The 21,221-nt window shown below is 41.2% G+C and carries 25 protein-coding genes; 13 read left to right on the plus strand and 12 right to left on the minus strand.

Annotation, left to right across the window (positions count from 1 at the left end; all coding sequences use genetic code 11):
• Positions 1-49: 49 nt before the first annotated feature.
• Positions 50-328, plus strand: coding sequence for a FoF1 ATP synthase subunit delta/epsilon (locus ACEZ3G_RS07580; RefSeq protein ID WP_432424838.1), 279 nt, complete (start codon positions 50-52; stop codon positions 326-328).
• 205 nt (positions 329-533) lie between these two features.
• Here ACEZ3G_RS07580 and ACEZ3G_RS07585 read toward each other — a convergent pair whose 3' ends face one another.
• Genes ACEZ3G_RS07585 through ACEZ3G_RS07605 form a run of 5 tightly spaced genes read right to left on the minus strand, consistent with a single transcriptional unit; the run spans position 534 to position 4,197 of the window.
• The gene (locus tag ACEZ3G_RS07585) at positions 534-737 is read right to left on the minus strand and encodes a helix-turn-helix domain-containing protein (RefSeq protein ID WP_432424839.1); all 204 of its coding nucleotides are present in this window, start codon (positions 735-737) and stop codon (positions 534-536) included.
• A gap of 1 nt (position 738) precedes the next feature.
• Complete coding sequence (locus tag ACEZ3G_RS07590) at positions 739-1,254, minus strand: DUF2975 domain-containing protein (RefSeq protein ID WP_432424840.1); 516 nt, start codon at positions 1,252-1,254, stop codon at positions 739-741.
• Between the two features lie 10 nt (positions 1,255-1,264).
• Complete coding sequence (locus ACEZ3G_RS07595) at positions 1,265-1,825, minus strand: DUF2975 domain-containing protein (protein ID WP_432424841.1); 561 nt, start codon at positions 1,823-1,825, stop codon at positions 1,265-1,267.
• A 44-nt stretch (positions 1,826-1,869) separates the two neighbouring features.
• Positions 1,870-2,406 carry a GNAT family N-acetyltransferase gene (locus ACEZ3G_RS07600; protein WP_432424842.1) on the minus strand — a complete coding sequence of 179 codons (537 nt, stop codon included), beginning with the start codon at positions 2,404-2,406 and terminating at the stop codon, positions 1,870-1,872.
• Positions 2,407-4,197, minus strand: coding sequence for a M61 family metallopeptidase (locus ACEZ3G_RS07605; protein WP_432424843.1), 1,791 nt, complete (start codon positions 4,195-4,197; stop codon positions 2,407-2,409). It lies immediately after the preceding gene.
• Positions 4,198-4,260: 63 nt separating this feature from the next.
• Here ACEZ3G_RS07605 and ACEZ3G_RS07610 point away from each other — a divergent pair, with 63 nt between their 5' ends.
• The 3 genes from ACEZ3G_RS07610 (at position 4,261) to bioD (ending at position 6,600) form a co-directional block, all read left to right on the plus strand.
• On the plus strand, positions 4,261-5,412 hold the full coding sequence (locus ACEZ3G_RS07610) for an aminotransferase class I/II-fold pyridoxal phosphate-dependent enzyme (RefSeq protein WP_432424844.1): 1,152 nt from the start codon (positions 4,261-4,263) through the stop codon (positions 5,410-5,412).
• A gap of 5 nt (positions 5,413-5,417) precedes the next feature.
• The gene (locus ACEZ3G_RS07615; protein ID WP_432424845.1) at positions 5,418-5,810 is read left to right on the plus strand and encodes a putative signal transducing protein; all 393 of its coding nucleotides are present in this window, start codon (positions 5,418-5,420) and stop codon (positions 5,808-5,810) included.
• Positions 5,811-5,982: 172 nt separating this feature from the next.
• Positions 5,983-6,600 (plus strand): dethiobiotin synthase, encoded by a 618-nt coding sequence (gene bioD, locus ACEZ3G_RS07620; protein ID WP_432424846.1) that lies wholly within the window; start codon positions 5,983-5,985, stop codon positions 6,598-6,600.
• On the opposite strand, the gene ACEZ3G_RS07625 is transcribed toward bioD, so the two are convergent.
• The gene (locus ACEZ3G_RS07625) at positions 6,592-8,079 is read right to left on the minus strand and encodes an ArnT family glycosyltransferase (RefSeq protein ID WP_432424847.1); all 1,488 of its coding nucleotides are present in this window, start codon (positions 8,077-8,079) and stop codon (positions 6,592-6,594) included. The genes bioD and ACEZ3G_RS07625 overlap by 9 nt on opposite strands.
• Before the next feature lie 82 nt (positions 8,080-8,161).
• Between ACEZ3G_RS07625 and bioA the strand changes: the two genes are divergently transcribed.
• The 4 genes from bioA (at position 8,162) to ACEZ3G_RS07645 (ending at position 12,730) form a co-directional block, all read left to right on the plus strand.
• Positions 8,162-9,430, plus strand: a complete 1,269-nt coding sequence (gene bioA / locus ACEZ3G_RS07630; protein ID WP_432424848.1) for an adenosylmethionine--8-amino-7-oxononanoate transaminase — start codon at positions 8,162-8,164, stop codon at positions 9,428-9,430.
• Positions 9,431-9,443: 13 nt separating this feature from the next.
• Entirely contained in the window at positions 9,444-10,604 is a 1,161-nt protein-coding gene (locus tag ACEZ3G_RS07635) for a beta-ketoacyl synthase N-terminal-like domain-containing protein (RefSeq protein WP_432424849.1), read from the plus strand.
• Between the two features lie 68 nt (positions 10,605-10,672).
• Complete coding sequence (gene bioB / locus ACEZ3G_RS07640) at positions 10,673-11,767, plus strand: biotin synthase BioB (protein WP_432424850.1); 1,095 nt, start codon at positions 10,673-10,675, stop codon at positions 11,765-11,767.
• A 129-nt stretch (positions 11,768-11,896) separates the two neighbouring features.
• A complete protein-coding gene (locus tag ACEZ3G_RS07645) occupies positions 11,897-12,730 on the plus strand; it encodes a cupin-like domain-containing protein (protein WP_432424851.1) in 834 nt (277 codons plus the stop codon).
• Between the two features lie 3 nt (positions 12,731-12,733).
• Here the strand turns inward: ACEZ3G_RS07645 and ACEZ3G_RS07650 are convergent, their stop codons facing one another.
• From ACEZ3G_RS07650 to ACEZ3G_RS07670, 5 genes are all read right to left on the minus strand, one after another.
• Positions 12,734-13,207, minus strand: a complete 474-nt coding sequence (locus tag ACEZ3G_RS07650; RefSeq protein WP_432424852.1) for a regulatory protein RecX — start codon at positions 13,205-13,207, stop codon at positions 12,734-12,736.
• Between the two features lie 40 nt (positions 13,208-13,247).
• The gene (locus ACEZ3G_RS07655) at positions 13,248-14,069 is read right to left on the minus strand and encodes a DUF3667 domain-containing protein (protein ID WP_432424853.1); all 822 of its coding nucleotides are present in this window, start codon (positions 14,067-14,069) and stop codon (positions 13,248-13,250) included.
• The gene (locus ACEZ3G_RS07660; RefSeq protein WP_432424854.1) at positions 14,053-14,253 is read right to left on the minus strand and encodes a DUF4177 domain-containing protein; all 201 of its coding nucleotides are present in this window, start codon (positions 14,251-14,253) and stop codon (positions 14,053-14,055) included. The genes ACEZ3G_RS07655 and ACEZ3G_RS07660 overlap by 17 nt, the downstream gene beginning before the upstream one ends.
• Positions 14,254-14,363: 110 nt before the next feature.
• The gene (locus ACEZ3G_RS07665) at positions 14,364-15,914 is read right to left on the minus strand and encodes an Rne/Rng family ribonuclease (RefSeq protein WP_432424855.1); all 1,551 of its coding nucleotides are present in this window, start codon (positions 15,912-15,914) and stop codon (positions 14,364-14,366) included.
• 257 nt (positions 15,915-16,171) lie between these two features.
• Positions 16,172-16,462, minus strand: coding sequence for an HU family DNA-binding protein (locus tag ACEZ3G_RS07670; RefSeq protein ID WP_099572450.1), 291 nt, complete (start codon positions 16,460-16,462; stop codon positions 16,172-16,174).
• A gap of 137 nt (positions 16,463-16,599) precedes the next feature.
• Between ACEZ3G_RS07670 and mutY the strand changes: the two genes are divergently transcribed.
• From mutY to gldD, 4 genes are read left to right on the plus strand one after another with little or no spacing between them, the layout of a single operon-like run.
• Positions 16,600-17,646 (plus strand): A/G-specific adenine glycosylase, encoded by a 1,047-nt coding sequence (gene mutY / locus ACEZ3G_RS07675; protein WP_432424856.1) that lies wholly within the window; start codon positions 16,600-16,602, stop codon positions 17,644-17,646.
• A gap of 18 nt (positions 17,647-17,664) precedes the next feature.
• Positions 17,665-18,135 carry a single-stranded DNA-binding protein gene (locus ACEZ3G_RS07680; protein ID WP_432424857.1) on the plus strand — a complete coding sequence of 157 codons (471 nt, stop codon included), beginning with the start codon at positions 17,665-17,667 and terminating at the stop codon, positions 18,133-18,135.
• Between the two features lie 20 nt (positions 18,136-18,155).
• The gene (locus ACEZ3G_RS07685; RefSeq protein WP_432424858.1) at positions 18,156-19,481 is read left to right on the plus strand and encodes a gliding motility-associated protein GldE; all 1,326 of its coding nucleotides are present in this window, start codon (positions 18,156-18,158) and stop codon (positions 19,479-19,481) included.
• Positions 19,474-20,031 carry a gliding motility lipoprotein GldD gene (gene gldD, locus ACEZ3G_RS07690; RefSeq protein ID WP_432424859.1) on the plus strand — a complete coding sequence of 186 codons (558 nt, stop codon included), beginning with the start codon at positions 19,474-19,476 and terminating at the stop codon, positions 20,029-20,031. Before ACEZ3G_RS07685 ends, gldD begins: the two co-directional genes overlap by 8 nt.
• Before the next feature lie 7 nt (positions 20,032-20,038).
• Here gldD and ACEZ3G_RS07695 read toward each other — a convergent pair whose 3' ends face one another.
• Positions 20,039-20,365, minus strand: a complete 327-nt coding sequence (locus ACEZ3G_RS07695) for a hypothetical protein (protein WP_432424860.1) — start codon at positions 20,363-20,365, stop codon at positions 20,039-20,041.
• A 384-nt stretch (positions 20,366-20,749) separates the two neighbouring features.
• Between ACEZ3G_RS07695 and ACEZ3G_RS07700 the strand changes: the two genes are divergently transcribed.
• Complete coding sequence (locus tag ACEZ3G_RS07700) at positions 20,750-21,199, plus strand: DUF4199 domain-containing protein (protein ID WP_432424861.1); 450 nt, start codon at positions 20,750-20,752, stop codon at positions 21,197-21,199.
• The last annotated feature ends 22 nt before the right edge of the window (positions 21,200-21,221 follow it).

Raw genomic sequence — 21,221 nt, forward strand, 5'->3', positions numbered from 1 at the left:
AAAAGTCTCTGACTTCTAACTTCTGACTTCTGACTTCTAACACAAAAATATGTATTTAGAAATCGTTTCCCCGGAAGCTACATTGTTCTCAGGTGAAGTGACATCGGTCACTGTACCGGGCATCAACGGAGAGTTTCAAATGTTGAACAACCACGCCCCCATTGTTTCGTTATTGCAGGCCGGGGATGTGAAGGTCGATGGAGATGTTTCCATTGATGAAGAACATGAAAACAAGTTTTCAAAAGACGATAAGGGAAGAACGGTCTTGGCTATTTCGAGCGGTACGGTCGAAATGAAGGACAATAAAGTCATTGTTCTGGCAGATTAAAAGCCTCCCCCTAACCCCTCCAAAGGAGGGAAAATATGAAGTAACGACCCAATTCGAATGAATTGGGTTTTTTTGTCCCCATGAGGGGATGGACAAAACATTGTTTTGGCTGGGGTGTGGTTGTTTTTTTGAATTTTCTTTGATTGTTTTTTCTAGCTTTTGGTGTTTGCTATCTAGTGCAGAACTATAATCAACTCCTAAAACATCAACTCTCAAACTCCAACAAATCTCCCGGTTGACAATCCAATTCCTTGCAGATTGCTTCGAGCGTAGAAAACCGAATTGCCTTCGCCTTTCCTGATTTTAATATGGAAAGGTTGGCCTCTGTAATTCCTATGGCTTCGGCGAGTTGCTTGCTTTTCATTTTCCGTTTGGCCAACATCACATCCAAGTTTACTATGATTGCCATATTATATCGTTAAATCGTTTTCGGTTTGAACTTTTAGCCCTCTTTTGAAGATTGCCGCAACATAAAGTAAGAACACGCCAAAAATTAAACTAAGGATCAAATTATGGACACCATCCATCACAGAAATCTTAAGAATCGCAGTGCGTATAAGTACATATAGAATTGGAAAAACGAGCAAATTGATAATTGCAAGTATTCTTAAATCTCTAATTGCATTAGAATTAAAAAGCACCTCAGATTTGAAGGCTTTCAGAATCATGGATATACTGTAGAGAAATGCACCAATGTAAACCAAAATGAGAGTGATACTCGTTATGATTGACGTATTATAATCGCCTTTGATGTCAAAGTAGGGGAACAGTGGAAAAGGCATGTCAAACCGACCATCTTTTAGTTCATAATTGCCAAAAACAAACGAAAGTAAAATAAAAAGTGCCAAAACTATGGAGCCAATGGCCCCAAAACGGAAAACATAGTACAAATAACTTGATACTGATTTTGGTCCGAACACTTTCATAGTTATACTTTTAGATGGTTAAGTCGTTTTCTTTCTTAAATAAACTTCCTTTTTTGATGAGCTCCGCCAACATCAGGATAATTACACCAAATAAACATAGGGGAATCCATTGATATAAGGATTTAAAGATAATACCGATACCAATCCAAATTCTACCGGAGAGATTTTCCTTTACAAACGTTTTTGTGTCTATTGAGGATAAAAATTCTAGAAAAATTTCAAGCATAAAAAATAGGAAAGAAATAGCGAGTATTACCTTTCCTGTTGAAAATAATAGTATCAGATTTCGATTTGAGAATAAATCCTCGTCTTTTAAAAAAGGTAATTGCTTGGATAATTTGATCAGGTAATAAAGTAAATAGATTAAAACAAAACTAACCAGCATGCATATGAAGATAAACCAGGAATCAGATAAATTTTGGCCTAAATCGATTGATAGAAGAAATTTTTTACCAATATTATTAAAAACAAGATACTTAGTGATTTTAACCAATAGGGCTAAAAAGTGAATACTTATTATGAAAAGTAGACCAAAAACCAGCCATTTTAAGAGAACATATATTTTTTCCATTTAATTATTGAAAAACAATAATAAAATATTGTAAAAAGAGATTTTTACCTCCAATCCCAATAGACTAATTCCCAAGAAATACCTTCGGATACTTGGGTTTGCAGAATCTCAAAGCCTACACTCAAATGGGCGTTCAGGGAACGTTGGTTGCTTGTAGCCACTTCGGTAAGAAGGCCGTCGTATTCTTTTTCAAGCGCTTTGCGGTAATAGGTATACATGCCCCTAAAAACACCTTGGGCCCTAAATTCCTTGGCAACACAGATTTGTCCCATGGCCAGATACTTTTTTCCCGGCAGGATAATATCCGCCGTTTCGAACATCGGGGCAAGTAGCGGAATATCGGTGCAAAATTTTCGTGTCATGCACAAGGCATAACCTATGACTTCATCATTGACTTTTGCTATGATATGTGGACAATCCGCATTCATACGCTTTAACAAATCATAAGTATGGATGACGGTTACAAAGCCCTCCTTTAGTTTTTCTTCATCGGTTAGTGAACCCAAGGCATTTTTTTGTTGCAGTAGTAATATGTCTTGCAGATCCTCGTCCGCAGTGGCGCGACAGTAGTGTATGTCCATCTATTTCAGCTTTAACCACTCCTTTCTAACGTTGCGTTGCTTTTTGGTAAGTGTTTCATTTTTCTTGGCAACTATCGTGTACATGGTACTTGGTCGTAAGGTCACATACGTACTTTTTAGAAGGCCGAATCGCTTAAAATCAACCTTGAGAACTTCGCCTGGTTTGAACTTTGATATAAAGGCATCGAACTCGATGCCGTCAGGGAAATTTTCACCATTGATGTTGGTCAATATATCCCCTTTATCCAAACCTGCTTCGTAGGCAGGGCTTCCCATTTTCGGATTGCCTTTTATTTCACCATGGCCATCGCCATCGAGCTCTGCATCGACTCCGAAATAAGGCACTTCAGAATGCTGTTTTAGTACAACACCCACTGATTCGAAAAGCGACTTATAATCGGGCATTTGACTATCGTAAATAAATGAATTGAAGAATCGGTCACCAAAAGGTTTTCCGGCATATTCATTCAGGGTTTGATGAAGATTTTCAATGGTATAGGGAATTTCCTTTTTTCCGTACTTCTGCCATATCAGTTTCATGTAATCGTCGAGGTTCAGTCCATTTTGACGCAATGATAGATCAAGGGCCAGGCCCAGCACGCTTCCGTAAGAATAATAAGAAATAAAGGTATTGTCCCGGTTAACGGGATCGACCGATGTGGCCGCATCTACAAAAGGAGCCTGGTAACTCATCTCGATGGGGTTGAAAAACTGTCGTGCCGGGGAATTCCATACATAATTGAAGGTGCCGGCCAGCCCATCGACATAACTTTCGGGAGTCATTAGTCGGGCCCGGCATAAGATCAATCCGGTATAATAGCTTGTAAATCCTTCGGCGAACCACAAGGCCCCGCTCATATTGGCTTTCGAAAAATCAAAAGGTTCAAGGGTTTTTGGGCGGATTCTTTCAACGTTCCAGGCATGAAAGAACTCGTGTGAAACGGTACCGATGTTTCCATCCATTCCGCCATCGGCCAAACTTCGAGTGCTTGTAAGAACGGTAGAATTTCTATGTTCCATTCCATCGCCCGAGGCATTGGGAATATAACAGGCCAAAAAGGTGTACCTGTCATAATCGAAATCAGGAAGTTCGCCGTAAACCTCTTTTTCGGCAAACACCGTTTTCTTTACTTTTTCAAAATAAGCATCTGCTTCTTCATTGGTGCCATTATGGTGAAGTGCCAACTGAATCGTCTGGCCATCCACTTCAAATTCCCGTAGCGTGAAATCACTGATTTCGGTCGGACTGTCCATAAAATATTGAAGGTGGGGTGCCGAATAGGTCGTGCCCGAGACCAAGGGAAGTTGGGTGGCGACTTTCCAATTTAGGTCTTCGCGCAATCGAAACATGACTTCTATTTTTCGATCTTCCAAACTTTCGGCATACATGAATGTTGCCGGCATATTCAGATGGGCGTGTGTCTCGTCGATTTGGGAGTATGTGCCATCGCCGCGATTGGCAAAAAGCGTATAGTTGATTTTGATCGTTCCGTCATGGTCGGATAATTTCCAGGAATAGGGATCGTGGCGTGTTATTTTCAATGGATTGCCCATTCCATCGGTTGCTTTAAATGCATAGACGTTCTTGGCAAATTCATGGATCGCATATCGTCCGGGCGATGAACGTGCCATGCGCACCGTAAGCGTATCTGAACTTACGTTAGGGAAGGTTGCCCTGATTTTAGCTTCGTGATGAATGGCGTTCTCAAATGAGATTTCATAGGCATTGGTTTGTGAAATACCCAATGAAGTAATCAACATTAACGGGAATAAAAAGAATTTGGCCTTCATTACTTGAATTGTATTATACAAACGAATATACTATTTAAATGAAGGAAATACTACATTTGCGGTATGGTCGATTTTCCCGAAAAACTCCGAAAAAAACTTTTAAAAAGAGAGACGGAAGGTGCTTTGCGCTCACTTGCCGGAAACGATAACAAAGTTGATTTTTCCTCCAATGACTATCTGGGTTTTGCAAGAAATGAAGCACTTTTCGCCAAGACCTTTCAATTGCTGTTAAAAGAAGGAATATCTCAAAATGGTTCAACAGGGTCAAGGTTGTTGTCGGGCAATCATCGGTTGTACGGTAGGCTAGAAAAAGATTTGGCCCAATTTCATAAAGCCGAAAGTGCCTTGGTGTTCAATTCGGGCTATGATGCAAATATTGGCTTTTTCAGTACAGTACCTAAGCGAGAAGATGTGGTTTTCTATGACGAACTTGTTCATGCCAGTATTCGCGATGGCATTAAATTGGGAAATGCGAAGAGTTATAAATTTGACCATAATAGCATTGATGATTTGATTTCTTGTGTTGAAAGGAACCGAAGCATCAAAGAGACCTCAGGCGAAGTCTATATTGTTACCGAATCGGTTTTTTCAATGGATGGCGATTCGCCTGATTTAAGTGCTTTGGTCAACCTATGCGCAAACAATAATTATCATCTGATCGTCGATGAAGCCCACGCGACAGGGGTGATGGGCAATAAAGGGGCCGGTCTGGTCCAACATTTGAACTTGCATGGTGAGGTCTTTGCCAGAATCGCAACTTTTGGGAAGGCCTTGGGAAGTCACGGCGCGGCTATTTTGGGAAGTGTAGAACTCATTGATTATCTGGTCAATTTCTCAAGAAGTTTTATCTATACTACTGGGCTTACCCCCCATACCTTGGCAACAATTGTTTCGGCCTATCAATTTTTGGATTCAGCTGAAGAAGAGCAACAAAGACTTCTAGAGAACATTAGTTATTTCAAACAAAAGCTAAAGACTTTGGAGCTTGACCCATTTTTTGTTCCGAGCGATTCGCCCATTCAATCGTGTGTGATACCCGGAAATGAAAAGGTAAGGTGCGTTTCGAGGAAACTTGGTGACGAGGGGTTTGATATCAAGGCGATTCTCGCGCCAACAGTGCCCGAGGGTCAAGAACGATTACGATTTTGTTTGCATAGCTTCAATACGGAAGGAGAAATTACTTGGGTACTTCAACTTTTAAAAAAGTATCTTTAAATTGGATGGAAACTACTTTTTATACCTTGGGAAGTTTTGAATTTCCCGCCGATGTGCAAATCATAAAGGGAAAATTGGAGTCTGAGGGGATACCGGTATTCCTTAGGGACGAGAACACGTTGAATTCCGACCCATTGATAAGCTCCGCCATTGGGGGCGTGAAATTACAAGTGTATTCAAGTGACAAAGACAGGGCTGTTGAAATATATAATGAGATCAGGGCCTATGCAGTTGACGATGATGGAAATCCGATCATTTGCCCGAATTGCAGGGCATCAAAATCTGAAGTATATTATAACGGGAAGGGAATTTTCTATAGACTTTTCCCTTTTTTTGAAAGTAGAAAGTACAGGTGCCTGAAATGTGGAATTATTACTAAAAGAAAGCATAGCGGTTGATCTAATTGAAAAGTTTTTATTTGATTTATTTAGAACAAAGTAAAAATCTTCAAATAGATGAGGTGGGCCATATTCCCGCTGTGGGTGAGTAGTAACCGAGATTCTTATTGGCGAATTGCAACTATCTGCCATTTGGCTGGCCTGACCTATTAAGAACAATAAAAATAAACAGATGAAACGATTTTTTGTAACGGGTATATCGACTGAGGTGGGTAAAACGGTCACGGCCGCTATAATTGCCGAGGCTTTGGAGGCCGATTATTGGAAACCGATACAGGCCGGAGATTTAGATAAATCGGATAGCCATACAGTGAAGAAGTTGGTTTCAAGTAAAAAAACCGTAATACACAAAAGTAGCTATGAACTAAAAAGCGCAATGAGTCCGCATGCGGCTGCCAAAATCGACAATATAACCATAGAACTTGATAAGTTGCGGGAACCCGAGACCGAGAACCATTTGGTCATCGAAGGTTCGGGGGGATTGCTCGTACCTCTCAACGACCATGATACGATTATGGATATCATCATGCCCAATTACAAGGTAATAGTGGTTTCAAGACACTATTTAGGCAGTATCAACCATACGCTTTTGACCATCGAATCTTTACAACAGCGCGGGTACGAGATTGCTATACTCTTCAATGGAAAAGAGAATGTCATGACCGAAAGTATAATCACCAAGAAGGCCGGAGCACCTGTTTTGGGGCGCATTGACGAAGAGACAAAAATCGATAAAGAAGTGGTAAAGAAATATGCGAATGTATTTAGACCCGTATTGCTCTCACTCTAAGCGTTGGCGAATTTCGGCGCCCTCAACCTCTGCCAAAATATTATAATTTTTCTCTAGATAAGCATCGATATATTGATTTTCGTCCTCAAGTTTTTTATCGAAAATCAATCTGTTCTTTCGGGTAACCACAATTTTTGGCCGGATTTTCTCCATGATATATTCAAGTTCTTCGACTCCCGTGGCCCTGGGATTATCAATATAAGGAAAAAGCTCACTTCTACAAATATTACTCGGATGGGTGGCTGCCATTGTGGGCGGCTTTGTTCCCAACGACCAATATCCAATATGAAATTCAAAAAACAGTACATTTTTTGTTTCCAGATTTTTTGATTTGAGATATTGGGGAACCGCAATTCCTTCCCCATTGAAGAAAGTGCCATTGTTAATTCTATTTTGGAGAATATTGGTGTATTCGAGATAGCTCTCCATCGGAAGCAGTACCAATAAACAGAAAACATAGGGTCTATAATCGTATTTTTGAAGAATCTTGATTCGACTTCCTATTAAGGCCACCAGAATGACCAAAATAGGATATAATTGTATTAGGTAATGACTGTTGATACGCCCTGCTTTGTAAAACGAGAACAACACACCCAATATGGCGACCAGCAAAATTTGGACATTTTTATTCTTGATGTTCAAATAATTCTTCTTCCAGGCTAGAAAAACAAGACTTGCCAAGATCAAAAAAGTAGGGGCCAAAGATAAGAATGAGCTTCTTCGTGCACCGGCATATTCCAAAGCGGCCAGAACGACCGATTTCCACCAAATATCCGCTCGACCCAAAAGATGGTAAGGGAGAACGGTCAGAATAATAACACCTATGATTCCCACTCCAAATGACAAAAGATTCAATAATGCACTTGTAAAATGTTTTTTTGCGTAGCATGAATAAACCAGATAAAGGCCGACCAAAAATACGGCGTAGGCAATATTCAATTTGGTCATAATGGCCAGGCCCATTAGCAATCCCGAAAAAAGAAAATAGGGGAATTTGGCCGATTTAATCAAAAGATAGAGTGCCGGTATGAAAAATACCATGCAGATATGTTCAGACATGACCCCTTGAATACTTCCGAACAAGCTTTGTAGTAGTACACACATTATTCCGGCCCAAAACCCTATTTTTTTTGAACCGATCCTTCGACCGATCTTATAGGAGAAGAATGCCGTGACGGCCACGATTAGCGCACCGATAAGCCGAATTGCGACGAAACTCTTGCCAAATAGGTAAATAATGCCCGCGAAGACAAGAAAGGTAATAGGAGGTTTTAAATCCCATAACTCGGTGTAAGGCAAATGGCCATCGACCCACGATTGCCCCATTAAGATAAAGGTACTTTCGTCGCGATCAATGTAGTCGCGAAAAAAAAATGGCAACCGGATGAATATCGAAACCAGGGCAAAAATTGAAAATACCGCCCAGTTCGTAAGTCTAGAATAGTTGGGGATGAGTGAATTTATAAGCCTTTTCAGCATAGGTAGTTTTGGGATGATTTTCCCATCTTTGCAAGATAGTCGATTCCAATAAATTTTGGAACCGATTTTTAAATCGAAGCGCTTGGAAAATCTTTCGGCAAGAGATCAAAAACATTTGTGGCACCCTTTAACGCAGCATAAGCTACATCCTAAAACGTTGGGAATAGTTAAGGCCCAAGGGGCTTTGTTGTTCGATGAGAACGGCAACGAATATATCGATGGTATTGCCTCATGGTACACGTGCATGTACGGGCATTGCAACGTGTATATTTTAAGTAAGGTTTCCGCCCAGATGAAGCAATTGGATCAGGTGGTCTTTAGTGGGTTCACCCATGAGCCTGCCGTCAACTTATCGGAAGAGCTTGTCAAAATATTACCCGGCAACCAACAAAAGCTATTTTTCTCCGACAATGGCTCCACGGCTACCGAAGTGGGCATTAAAATGGCCTTGCAATACCATTTCAACCGCGGTGAAAAAAGAAACGTTATGCTCGCGCTCGAAGATGGATTCCATGGAGATACTTTTGGCGCCATGTCGGTTTCGGGCCTCTCGGTTTATAACGGCCCGTTCGAAGAACATTTTATTCAAGTGGAACGATTTCCCGCTCCGACCAAGGATAATATCGATGACATTCTTGCACATTTGAATATGTTAATGGAGCAAAAGAATATTGCAGGATTCATCTACGAACCATTGGTGCAAGGTGCGGCGGCAATGAAAATGCATGATGCGGAAGCCTTGAACAAAGTTCTAAAGTTGCTTCAATACAATGATGTCGTTACCATTGCCGATGAGGTCATGACAGGTTTTGGCAAGACCGGCAACTATTTTGCATCCGACTATGTCGAAACCAAACCAGATGTCGTTTGCCTATCAAAAGCCCTGACCGCCGGGTTGGTACCTATGGCCATTACCACTTGTACCCAAAAAATCTACAGTGCATTTTATAGTGATGAACTAAAAAAAGGACTGTTTCACGGGCATACTTATACCGCCAACCCTTTGGCCTGTACAGCGGCATTGGCCGGATTGGAATTATTGAGATCCGAAGAAATGCAAAAAAATATCCATCGGATAATGGAATCACATCAACAATTCGATTTGCAAATAAAAGACAGCCCCAAAATAGCCAGAACGCGTCAATGCGGTGTTATTTATGCCCTTGACCTGAACCTGAAAATTGAACGTTATGGAAACCTGAGGGACAAACTGTTTCGGCATTTTATGGACAATGGGGTTTTTTTAAGGCCGCTGGGCAATACCATCTACGTTTTGCCGCCGTATATTATTACTGATGAACAGCTTCAAAAAGTGTATGGTACAATTAAAAGTGCTTTGGAGATAATTTAACCAAAATTCTATTTTGACCAAACCGATTTCCATTACCGCTATAGCATCGATTTCCCCTTTGGGAACTACTTTAGATGAAGCATGGTCGGGATACCAAACCCCGGAACCATTTTTTGGCCAAAAAATATTTAACGGCCGTTTAGAATGGGTAGCCCCTTTATCGAAAAATACTAGGGAGGCCGTAATCAAGCTCAGAAAATCTGACACCAGATACAAGAATCTTGATGATTCGGTATTATTTGCGGTCTTGGCTTCCAGAAATGCCCTTGATATGGTGGAATGGGGGGGTAGCGATTATTTCGGCATCAATATCGGTTCTTCGCGCGGGGCGACTTCGCTTTTTGAAAAATACCACGAAGAATTTATACAAAAGAAAAAGTCTTCGACCTTATCATCACCGACCACGACTTTGGGAAATATCTCATCTTGGGTCGCACACGACCTTCGCTCAAAAGGCCCTGAAATATCACATTCGATTACCTGTTCCACTTCGTTACACTCCCTTTTGAACGGAGTCGCCTGGATCAGAAGTGGTATGGCCGACAAATTTATTGTTGGTGGCAGTGAGGCTCCCCTAACGCCATTTACCATTGCGCAAATGAAAGCGCTGAAGATATATTCTCATGAAAATCATGGTTTTCCGTGTAAGTCTTTGGATCTTGAAAAGAAACGGAACAGCATGGTCTTGGGCGAAGGGGCATCGGTCGCATGTCTTGAAATGGGAGTTTCAGATAACACCTTGGCCATAATCGAGGGCATGGGTTATGCGACCGAGGTTTTGCATAACAACACTTCGATTTCGACAGAGGCCGATTGTTTTCAGCAATCTATGAAAATGGCCTTGGGTAAAATAAAGCCTGAAAAAGTAGATGTTATCGTTACACATACTCCCGGGACGGTAAATGGTGACATGGCTGAATTTAGAGCTATCGACAAAGTTTTCGGAAAAAAGATGCCGGCTTTGACCACAAATAAATGGAAAATCGGACATACTTTCGGGGCTTCGGGTATGTTGAGTGTTGAATTTGCTATATTAATGATGAAGTTTCAAAAATTCATAGGCATTCCTTTTTTGAAGTATGGCAGGCACCCCGACGAGATAAAAAAAGTCATGGTGAACGCCGTAGGGTTCGGGGGCAATGCGGTGAGTGTTCTTTTAAAGGTCCCATCCTGAAATTTCATAATCAGGTCATGAAGTAAAATTTAGATCACCTATTTTTGAACAAGCATTAATCCTATCTTATGAGCAAAACAAGACACGATTGGACCAAGGAGGAAATTCTGGCTATCTACAACAAGCCATTAATGGAGCTGCTGTACGAGGCAGCTACAGTGCATAGAAAATGCCACGACCCCAATACGGTTCAAGTGTCCACATTGCTCTCTATTAAAACAGGAGGTTGCCCCGAAGATTGTGGTTACTGTCCGCAAGCGGCTAGGTACCATACCGATATCGAGACCAATGACCTGATGACGGTTTCACATGTAAAGGCGCAGGCACTGCGCGCCAAGGCTTCTGGTAGTTCCAGGGTATGTATGGGAGCGGCATGGCGTAATGTAAAGGACGGGCCTGAATTCGACCAAGTGCTTGAAATGGTGAGGACCATCAATAAATTGGATATGGAGGTCTGTTGTACCTTGGGCATGCTTACCGAAAATCAGGCCAAAAGATTGGCCGAGGCCGGTTTATATGCCTATAACCACAACTTGGATACTTCAGAGGACTATTATAAAGATGTAATCTCTACACGCGCTTTTGAGGACCGTTTGAAAACTATTGACAATGTACGTAAGAGTAATGTTACCGTTTGTAGCGGCGGTATCATTGGAATGGGGGAAAAATTGGAAGATAGGGCAGGAATGTTGGTCGCACTGAGTTCCTTAAATCCGCAGCCAGAGTCCGTTCCCATTAATGCCTTGGTAGCCGTGGAAGGCACACCTATGGAGAATATAGAACCGATTTCAATCTGGGAAATGATCCGTATGGTTGCCACGACCAGAATCGTAATGCCCGAAACCCAAGTTAGGCTTTCCGCGGGGCGCACCCAAATGAGCAGGGAAGGGCAGGCCATGTGTTTCTTTGCCGGGGCCAATTCCATTTTTGCAGGTGATAAACTCCTTACCACCCCAAACCCCGATGTGAACGACGATATGGAGATGTTTAAACTATTGGGTCTGAACCCACAGAAGCCATTTACCAAGATTTCCCAACCTAAAACCGTCGAAGCCCAAGATTCGGAGTTAAAACCGTTGGGCGAAAAGCCGAAATGGTCAAGACCGGCGCATAGTATCGCGCGCAATGAAATGGCAAAAACTACGATCAAGACGAGGGAATAGTACTACATTAGGGTAATTTTAAGAATAAATTTTCGTAAGGTTATTTAAATTTGAGGTCGAAAAATAACCCCGTTGCCGTTGAGACTTCAAGATATTCCACGTGTACCCATGATTTCCAAAAAGGACTTTATGGAACATTATTTCAGGCCGCAAAAGCCTGTAGTAATTGAACGCACCATCGAAGATTGGCCAGCTTTTCAAAAATGGAACCTTGACTATATGAAGCAGGTCGGAGGTGAAAAAATCGTACCACTTTATGATGATAGACCGGTTCACCATGAAGATGGCTTTAATGAGCCCCATGCCCGAATGAAGATGTCAGATTATATCGACTTGTTAAAGTCTGAACCTACCAAATACCGTATTTTTCTCTGGAATATTTTAAAGGAAGTACCTGAACTTCAAGATGACTTTACGTTTCCTGATTTTGGCCTTCGCTTGATGAAGAAGCTGCCGATGTTGTTTTTCGGGGGGAGAAACTCATATACCTTCATGCACTACGATATCGATTTGGCGAATATTTTTCATTTTCATTTCGAGGGAATAAAGGAGTGTATCTTGTTTTCACCGTCGCAAACCAAATACCTATACAAGGTGCCACATTCGTTGATTACCCATGAAAGTATCGATTTTTCGAATCCCGATTATGAAAAATGGCCGGCATTACAAAGGGCTTCAGGTTACAGAACACAACTGAAACATGGTGAGATGCTATATATGCCAGAAGGGTACTGGCACTACATGAAATACTTGACCCCTGGGTTTTCGATGAGCCTGCGCGCCATTGCACGAAATCCCAAAAATTTGGGCACGGCCTTTTATAATGTATTGGTCATGCGCCACTATGATGGACTGATGCGAAAATTAAAAGGGCAAAAATGGATCGATCAAAAGAACAAGAAAGCCATTCAGGTCACGAATGAAAATTTTGAAACTTTTAGGTCGGGCACGATCAAAATCTAAGAATTATTTGGTAAGCTCGTTTATTTTGGCGTACACCAAATCGCTTTCCCAACCACGATAGAAAAGATAGTCGGCCAATTTCTTTTTTCTTTTAAGAAGATCGTTACTAGCCAGCGACTCCCACTTTTTTTCAGCTAAAAGGTGAAACGATTTGAGGTAAGCATCCTCATGAATTTCCTCAAGTGCCGATGCTATATTATATTTTGAAATTTTGCGCTGCTCAAGTTCATTGATTATACGATTTCGCCCCCATTTTTTGATACTGAACTTACCATGGACAAAGGTTTTGGCAAAACGTTCTTCGTTCAGGTAGTCGTTGTTGATGAGGTGCACTACAATTTGGTCGATTTCATCATTTCGAATTCCAAGTTCCCATAGTTTGTTCCTTACTTCTATGTGGCAACGTTCTTGATAGGCGCAATAGCGTTCCAGTTTTTTGAGGGCTTCCTTAAACGTAAATTTAGAGTGTCGGGCCATAAGATCAAAGAGGGTTCTTAGTCAATCGTGTAAAACATTTTCAACCGAATTTTGCGATTAGATAAGCAACTATTACCGTTGCCACTGTGAATGCGGATAAAATCGCAATGAATAAGAGCACCTTTAATATAGATTGGCCGAGCGATAGCCTATAGAGCTTTCCATAGGCATAAGTATAGAACACAAGGAGTAACAAAGAATTTAGGCCATATAATAAGGGATGGGTCACAAGACTGATTAAGAACAATATTGAAATCGAAATAAAACTGAGCCCTTGAATGAAACTATTGATTACTATATGTTCTCCGTAGTTATAGGGCCTACGATAAATAATGAATGCCAAAAAAGAATAAATCGGCAATAATAGTACAACAAGAATGTTGAAGTATTTGAGCATGAACCTTGTTTGCTTTTCGCTTGATTCGAGCTGTTCAGCCTGAAATTCCCCAGATGCGTACGGACCTCCCAATTTTTCTGCCATCCATTCCATTTGTGCTTTTTGGGCCCCTTTGTTGGCCTCGATAAACTGTTCGTCAAAAAAGTTAAAGGTAAGTATGGCAACAGTCATACCTATTACCAAAAAGGTAAAAGGGTTTACATATTTTTTTCGGGTTCCTTCTAAATACTCCTTAAAAAGAAGGCCGGGTTCGGTTATCAAAGTTCTTATGGTAAAGAAATACTTAGTGTCCCATCCGAAGACATTTTGGACTATATCTGAAAGCAACCCTATTGCCGTTATTCGCTTTTTTACCACTTTGGCCCCACATTCATCACAAAAGTTGGAGGTTTCAGAAAGTTCAGATTTGCAGTTTTTGCAGGTCATTTTAAGGTCGGTCGTATTAGGTTCAAACTTCTCGCTCAAAATAAAGATAATAGTACATGGCATATCCAAATTTCGATGCGTCGGTCGAGGTCAATGTCCAGCCCTCTTTGCTATTTTTATCCAAAAGCTCTTGGATTTTTTCGGTAGAGTCTTTTAATATGTGATTGGTGTCTAGGGTAAGTTTTGAATATAGAAGAAACGATTCTACTTTGTATTTTTTCATGAAGTACGGCTTTAAAATGGTAAAATACAAAAACCTTTTGAGCGCTTGGGTTATGAAGGGCCTAAAAACAAAAAAAGCGACCTCCTGTAGCAGAAGGTCGCTTTGATATCTTAATAAATGGTTTTGCCGTCTTTGTTCTTAAAACGGTATTCGAGATACGTATAGGCATCCCTAGGTTGTATTTTGATCCATCGTTTGTGCTCCAAGAACCACTTGGTGCGAATCGACGGGAAACCTTTGGTCAGATAGGCCGCAATAAAAGGGTGCAAGTTTAGGGTGATACTGTTATCTTTTGCAGGGCCTTTCAATAGCTTCTCCAAATCATTGTTGATTCTTTCAATCAACGAAATCGGGGCTTCCACCTCTTGGCCATTGATGCCATTGGGGTTCACCTCGGTTGTTTTGATATTCATTTCGGGCCTTACCCGTTGTCTGGTAATCTGTATAAGTCCGAATTTGCTCGGTGGCAATATCTTATGCTTTGCACGATCATCTTTCATTTCATCGCGAAGATGTTCGAACAACTTTTTTCTGTGCGGTGCCTTTACCATATCTATGAAATCGACCACAATGATGCCTCCCATATCGCGAAGACGTAATTGTCTTGCTATTTCGGAAGCTGCCAAGAGATTGACCTCCAAAGCAGTATCTTCTTGGTTTTTAGCCTTGTTCGAACGGTTACCGCTGTTTACATCGATAACGTGCAAGGCTTCGGTATGTTCGATGATAAGATAGGCGCCTTTGCTCATCGAAGCGGTACGCCCGAATGATGTTTTTATCTGGCGATCGATCCCGAATTTTTCAAAGATCGGTACCGATGATCTATACAGTTTGACCATGGACTCTTTGCCCGGCGCAATTTCTTGCACATAGTCTTGAATTTGGGTACAAAGCGTTTCGTCATCAACGTGGATTCCTGTAAAGGAGTCGTTGAAAACATCCCTAAGTATACTTGAGGCCCTGTTGAGTTCGACAAGTACTTTTGAAGGTGTTGGTGCCTTGTACAATTTTTTGCACATTGCCGACCATTTGGCCAACAAGTTTTCTAGATCTTTGTCAAGTTCCGCGACTTTTTTGCCCTCTGCAACTGTCCTGATAATAACCCCGAACCCTGCGGGCTTAATGCTCTTGACGAGCCTTTTGAGCCTATCTTTCTCTTTATTGCTCCCTATTTTTTGGGAGACCGAAACACGGTCAGAGAAAGGTACCATGACCAAATATCGTCCGGCTAACGAAAGCTCTGAACTTATTCTTGGCCCCTTGGTAGATATGGGTTCTTTGACAATCTGGACCAACAATGATTGATTGGCCTTAATGACATCGGTTATCACACCGTGTTTGTCAATATCTTTGTCAAACGGAAAGTTTTTTAACGAGTAGTCTCTCAACTTTCCCGAACTCACTTGTTTTATGAATTTAAGCATTGAAGAGAGCTGCGGGCCGAGGTCATGGTAATGCAAAAAAGCATCTTTTTCATAACCAACGTTCACGAAGGCGGCGTTCAGTCCCGTAACGGGTTTACGAACTTTCGCCAAAAATATATCGCCGACAGAAAAGTCGTTATTGTCTTCTTCTTTGTGCAATTCAGTGAGTTTTCCATCCTTTAACAGTGCAAAATCCACGGCATCGGAACTAGATCTTACGATTAATTCTCTATTCACCTGAATGTATTTGTATCTGTCCGTCTTTTGACGGATCAAATAGATTAAACAATGGTTGAAACAGGTTTGTGAACCTGCCGAAATCCACTACGGAATTTCTATGTCAATGAACGTATTAAAGTGAAAAAATAGTTTTGAACTACTTTTTCTTGTGGCGGTTAGCTCTTCTGCGCTTTTTGCGCTTATGGGTAGCTACCTTATGTCTTTTTCTTTTTTTACCACTCGGCATAAAGTCTTTCTTTAACGATTACTATAATTTATTTTACCTGTACATTGCTCTTAACACCTTCTACAAAAACCTTTGCCGGTTTAAAAGCGGGAATATTGTGTGCCGGAATCTTAATGGTAGTATTCTTAGAAATATTCCTTCCGGTCTTTTCGGCCCTGGTCTTAATGATAAAACTTCCAAAACCACGAAGATATACATTGTCACCGCCCTCAAGAGAGGTCTTTACTTCTTCCATAAAGGATTCAACCGTAGCCTGTACATCTCCTTTTTCTATTCCCAGTTTATCTGAGATCTTAGATACAATTTCCGCTTTCGTCATCTTGAATAATTAGATTTTCTGTGTGTTTTTTAGGGATGCAAATATATAAATTTAATTCAATCTTTTTCCGTAAAGGACTAATTTTAAGACGAATTCAACTTTTAATACTTTACTTTCGCACTTCACTGATCTTGCCAATGTCGTTTTCACGTAAAATCTTACTTTGGTATTATAAGTACAAAAGGGACTTGCCTTGGCGAGGCACGAAAGACGCTTATAAAATTTGGCTTTCCGAGATAATATTGCAACAGACCCGGGTTGTTCAGGGAGTCCCTTATTATTACAGGTTCATTGAGAAATTTCCTTCGATTTTTGATCTGGCAGAAGCCTCGGAGGAAGAAGTTTTGAAAATGTGGCAGGGCCTGGGGTATTATTCGCGGGCTCGAAACCTACATGCCACGGCCAAAATCATCGCTCAAGATTATGGTGGCATTTTTCCAAAAACTTATAAAGAACTATTAAGATTGAAGGGTGTGGGCGATTATACGGCAAGTGCCATAGCCTCAATATGTTTTGATGAACCGCGACCCGTGGTGGATGGAAATGTATTTAGGGTTCTGGCGAGGTATTTTGGGGTTGACCTTGCAATCAACAGTACTGAAGGCATCAAATATTTTAAGCAACTTGCCACAGAGATTATGGCCGTCGACGACATTAGGGATTATAATCAGGGGATCATGGAATTCGGGGCCATTCAGTGCGTTCCTAAAAATCCTGATTGCATGCATTGCCCCCTTAATGATGGTTGTAAGGCATTTCAAGAACAAAGGGTGGCCATACTGCCGGTCAAAAAGGGTAAGACCAAGGTACGAAAGCGATTTTTTAATTATTTGGTTCCGATCAGTCCTAATGGAAAAACCATTTTGAGGCAGCGAAGGGATAAGGGCATTTGGCGGCATCTCTGGGAATTTCCACTATTTGAATCCGGCTCGGTAATCGACACCCAAAAAGTTGAGATCCATGCAGCCGACATCGTTTCGGTTAAAGGAAATATTAACGTACGTAAATATAATGACGGCCCAATAGTTCATAAATTGTCACATCAACATTTATATACGACCTTTTGGATTATGGAGATAAGCGATGAATTTGACGATGGAATCGATTTTGTCGAAATCGAAAAATATCCCGTTCCTGTTTTGATAGCCGATTTCTTGAATACGTTCAAAAATTCGTATTTTTAACGGCTAGAAATTATTGTTATGAGCGGAACATTGAACAAGGTTATGTTGATAGGGCATTTAGGAGATGAGGTAAAAATGCACTATTTCGAAGGAGGAGGGTCGATTGGGCGATTTCCGATTGCCACCAACGAAACATACACCAACAGACAGACCGGTGAAAAGGTCACCAATACCGAGTGGCACAATATAGTGGTTCGCAACAAGGCCGCTGAAATTTGTGAAAAATACCTTAGTAAGGGAGATAAGATCTATGTTGAGGGTCGATTAAAGAACCGCCAATGGCAAGGTGAAGACGGCAATACCCGATACACTACCGAAGTGCATGTTCAAGATTTTACCTTTCTTTCCACCAAAAAGGAAAGTATGGCGAACGCACAAGGGGGGTCAATGCCCCAGAACCAAAATACTTCGGCCGCCCAAGTAGGGCAAAAGGCCCAAGAAACCTCTGCGTTGTTAGAACCTGAACACGAAGACGACCTGCCGTTCTAGTCAAATAAAAACCGTAACCTTTGGATTCTGACCCCGTTAGTTTGCTCCTCAATTTTATTGCGTTCGACGGTGCCATCGCACTTAAAGTTGTTGTACTATTTTTATTACTTGTGTGTTCTGCATTGATTTCAGGTGCCGAAGTGGCCTTTTTCGGACTTTCTGCCACCGAAATCAACGAGATTGCCGAGTCAAAGACCTCAAGGGGTTCGATAATAGTCAAGCTCTTGGAACGGCCCAAGAAATTACTGGCGACCATTTTAATAGCCAACAATGCTATAAATATTGGCATCGTACTGTTGTTCAGCGTAATCGGCGACACACTTTTTTCGGGTATCGATTATCGGCTTTTCGGCTTTGTTTCGATACGATTTCTTCTAGAAGTGATAGTTGCCACTTTTTTGATATTGATGTTCGGTGAAATACTGCCGAAGGTTTACGCGAACAGAAATCAAGTAGCTTTTGCCCACTTTATGGCCTATCCGATGAAAGTTCTTGATTTTCTATTTTCACCATTGAGCCTGCCCATGCGTTCTGGTACAATTTTTATGTTCGATAAATTGGGAAAGGAAAAATCGAACCTTAGCGTAGATCATCTTTCTCAGGCCTTGGAGTTGACTTCCGATGGTGATACTACAAAGCAGGAACAAAAGATTTTGGAAGGTATCGTTTCTTTCGGAAATACCGACACCAAACAAGTAATGAGGCCACGTATCGATATGTTCGCCCTTGATGAGGACATGAAATTTCCCGAGGTATTGCTTGAGATCAAGAAGAATGGTTATTCAAGGATCCCCGTTTTTTCGAAGAATATGGACAATGTGAGCGGGGTGCTTTATGTGAAAGACCTTTTGCCCTATATTGATAGAAAGACCTTCAACTGGATGTCACTTATACGTGAACCTTATTTTGTGCCCGAAAACAAAAAGCTTGACGACCTCTTGTTGGAGTTTCAGGACAAGAAAAACCATTTGGCCATCGTCGTAGATGAGTATGGTGGCACCTCTGGCCTTGTGACATTGAACGATATCATAGAGGAAATCGTAGGTGATATCAGCGATGAATTTGACGATGAAGACCTAGTTTACTCGAAGCTTGACGATTTCAACTATGTTTTCGAAGGAAAAACGACGTTAAAGGATTTCTATCGCGTCGCTAAGATCGAGGATGAAGAGCCGTTCGAAGTAAAAAAAGGGGAGTCGGAAACGATTGCCGGTTTTGTTTTGGAAATTTCGGGAGGCTTCCCCAAAAAAGGAGATAAGGTCGCATTCGACCAGTACCAATTTTTAATCGAGAGTATCGATAAAAAAAGAATAAAACAAATTAAAGTAACCCTGCCCCATGTATAATAGATTAACCGTTGGTTTGTTGATAGGTGTGTTCGTTTTTATGGGCTGTAAAGACGAGCTTCTTCCCAAGCCGAAGGCAATGTTGCGACTAGAGTATCCGCAACCGAAAATGGGCGAGCTGCAGACCGACCACTTTCGGTTCCGGTACAATGAAATGGCGCATCTTAAAAACCGGACGAGCAGTTCCATGGAACTTGACTATCCGCTGATGAAAGGCTCGATCTTCATCAATTATAAAAGGGTCGATGACAACCTTGAAAAGTTGCTCTCGGATGCTCAAAAACTTTCTTACGAACATTCTATAAAGGCTGACGGCATATCGGAACAACCTTTCATTAATGTCGAAGACGAAGTATATGGCATGTTCTATAAGGTCACCGGTGATGCCGCCTCACAGGCTCAGTTCTATGTCACCGATAGTACCGAACATTTTGTGACCGGCTCGTTGTATTTTTATGCAAGACCGAACTACGATTCCATTTATCCCGCGGCCGAGTACCTTCAAAATGATATCCGCAAGATTATGGAAAGTCTAAGCTGGAAGAAGTAGCTTACGATTATTTGAGAAGATTTTCGGCTTTTTCAAGACTTGAATTGATTGCATCGGCCACTTCCTTGATTTTCTTTTCCTCGGCGTCAAGCAATTTTTGTTTTTCTTCAGAAAGTGCCTTGCCCTTATGTATTTCTTCATAGTGGAATTTATTTCCGAAGTCCTTCATCCAATCCATCATGGCTTTGTGCGCCGTTTGTAGATCTTCGCGCGCCTCCCTATATTTCAGACCCATTTCAGTACTGTCTTCTTTTGAACTGAGTTCGCTTACCAATTTGCCAAAACGACTCATTTTGGGCATGACCTCGTCATGAATGGCTATGATTTCTTTCAATTGAGTGTTTGACAATGTCTCGGCCTTTTTTTCTTCGTCTTTACAAGATGAGATTATCAGTACAAAGGCCAATAGGCAAATTATAAATATGCTTTTTTGCATCATTATCCAGGAATATGACATTTGGAATTAAGAACAATTAGTATGCGAAGGTTGTACATTACAAAGATAAAAAATGCACTTAAGAACTAGAAGTTAAAATCATGTCGAATGCCATTCGGAGTGTATTTTAGGCATTTCAGGATACCTTGGTGATATTCAATCCGAACCTTTTAATGTTCCTTGCGAACTATTATCACATGGGTTCATTATTTTTTTTGGACTTTCTCTTAGCTGAGATGCTACCTATTTGTAATACTCTTGGTTTTTGCTTAATTTGAAGGGATGAAAGAGTTTGCATTGCCCATACGGTTCGGAATTGCCACTAGCGGCTGTCTTATAGCCTACTTCTTGATTCTTTCTCTTTTTGATGCCCACACCAACGTTTTTTATAGTCTGTTCAATGCGGTCATAACCGGATTTGGAATTTATGAAGCGATAAAAATTCTCAAGGGGAAGGATGAAAAGGGTTTTAATTATGGAAAAGGATTTGTTACCGGCATGGTGACAGGTGGGGTGGCCACTTTTATTTTTACGCTTTTCTTTGCCTTATATTCCACCGAACTCAACGTTGGGTTTCTTGAGAAACTTTCGGCACAGTGGGCAAATGACTATCAAAGTTTTGAGGCCATTGTTTTCGCTACCGTTTTTATAATGGGTTTTGCCACCACCTTGGTCTTGACGCTCACCTTTATGCAGCTTTTCAAGAAGAGCAATAATCTTCGTAATAAATAGGTCTAAAAACTCTAGAAATCGC

Origin of the sequence: Meishania litoralis (assembly GCF_042611095.1) — a bacterium.
GTDB classification, from domain to species: Bacteria; Bacteroidota; Bacteroidia; order Flavobacteriales; family Flavobacteriaceae; genus Meishania; species Meishania litoralis.

What these genes read in the sequence shown, in the direction of transcription:
- ACEZ3G_RS07605 (WP_432424843.1), bottom strand. Translation starts at nt 4,197, where the DNA reads ATGAAGGCCAAATTCTTTTTATTCCCGTTAATGTTGATTACTTCATTG.
- ACEZ3G_RS07595 (WP_432424841.1), bottom strand. Translation starts at nt 1,825, where the DNA reads ATGGAAAAAATATATGTTCTCTTAAAATGGCTGGTTTTTGGTCTACTT.
- ACEZ3G_RS07625 (WP_432424847.1), bottom strand. Translation starts at nt 8,079, where the DNA reads ATGCTGAAAAGGCTTATAAATTCACTCATCCCCAACTATTCTAGACTT.
- ACEZ3G_RS07600 (WP_432424842.1), bottom strand. Translation starts at nt 2,406, where the DNA reads ATGGACATACACTACTGTCGCGCCACTGCGGACGAGGATCTGCAAGAC.
- ACEZ3G_RS07660 (WP_432424854.1), bottom strand. Translation starts at nt 14,253, where the DNA reads ATGAAAAAATACAAAGTAGAATCGTTTCTTCTATATTCAAAACTTACC.
- ACEZ3G_RS07580 (WP_432424838.1), top strand. Translation starts at nt 50, where the DNA reads ATGTATTTAGAAATCGTTTCCCCGGAAGCTACATTGTTCTCAGGTGAA.
- ACEZ3G_RS07700 (WP_432424861.1), top strand. Translation starts at nt 20,750, where the DNA reads ATGAAAGAGTTTGCATTGCCCATACGGTTCGGAATTGCCACTAGCGGC.
- ACEZ3G_RS07680 (WP_432424857.1), top strand. Translation starts at nt 17,665, where the DNA reads ATGAGCGGAACATTGAACAAGGTTATGTTGATAGGGCATTTAGGAGAT.
- ACEZ3G_RS07610 (WP_432424844.1), top strand. Translation starts at nt 4,261, where the DNA reads ATGGTCGATTTTCCCGAAAAACTCCGAAAAAAACTTTTAAAAAGAGAG.
- ACEZ3G_RS07615 (WP_432424845.1), top strand. Translation starts at nt 5,418, where the DNA reads ATGGAAACTACTTTTTATACCTTGGGAAGTTTTGAATTTCCCGCCGAT.
- ACEZ3G_RS07645 (WP_432424851.1), top strand. Translation starts at nt 11,897, where the DNA reads ATGGAACATTATTTCAGGCCGCAAAAGCCTGTAGTAATTGAACGCACC.
- bioD (WP_432424846.1), top strand. Translation starts at nt 5,983, where the DNA reads ATGAAACGATTTTTTGTAACGGGTATATCGACTGAGGTGGGTAAAACG.
- bioB (WP_432424850.1), top strand. Translation starts at nt 10,673, where the DNA reads ATGAGCAAAACAAGACACGATTGGACCAAGGAGGAAATTCTGGCTATC.
- ACEZ3G_RS07590 (WP_432424840.1), bottom strand. Translation starts at nt 1,254, where the DNA reads ATGAAAGTGTTCGGACCAAAATCAGTATCAAGTTATTTGTACTATGTT.
- ACEZ3G_RS07670 (WP_099572450.1), bottom strand. Translation starts at nt 16,462, where the DNA reads ATGACGAAAGCGGAAATTGTATCTAAGATCTCAGATAAACTGGGAATA.
- ACEZ3G_RS07650 (WP_432424852.1), bottom strand. Translation starts at nt 13,207, where the DNA reads ATGGCCCGACACTCTAAATTTACGTTTAAGGAAGCCCTCAAAAAACTG.
- ACEZ3G_RS07585 (WP_432424839.1), bottom strand. Translation starts at nt 737, where the DNA reads ATGGCAATCATAGTAAACTTGGATGTGATGTTGGCCAAACGGAAAATG.
- mutY (WP_432424856.1), top strand. Translation starts at nt 16,600, where the DNA reads ATGTCGTTTTCACGTAAAATCTTACTTTGGTATTATAAGTACAAAAGG.
- gldD (WP_432424859.1), top strand. Translation starts at nt 19,474, where the DNA reads ATGTATAATAGATTAACCGTTGGTTTGTTGATAGGTGTGTTCGTTTTT.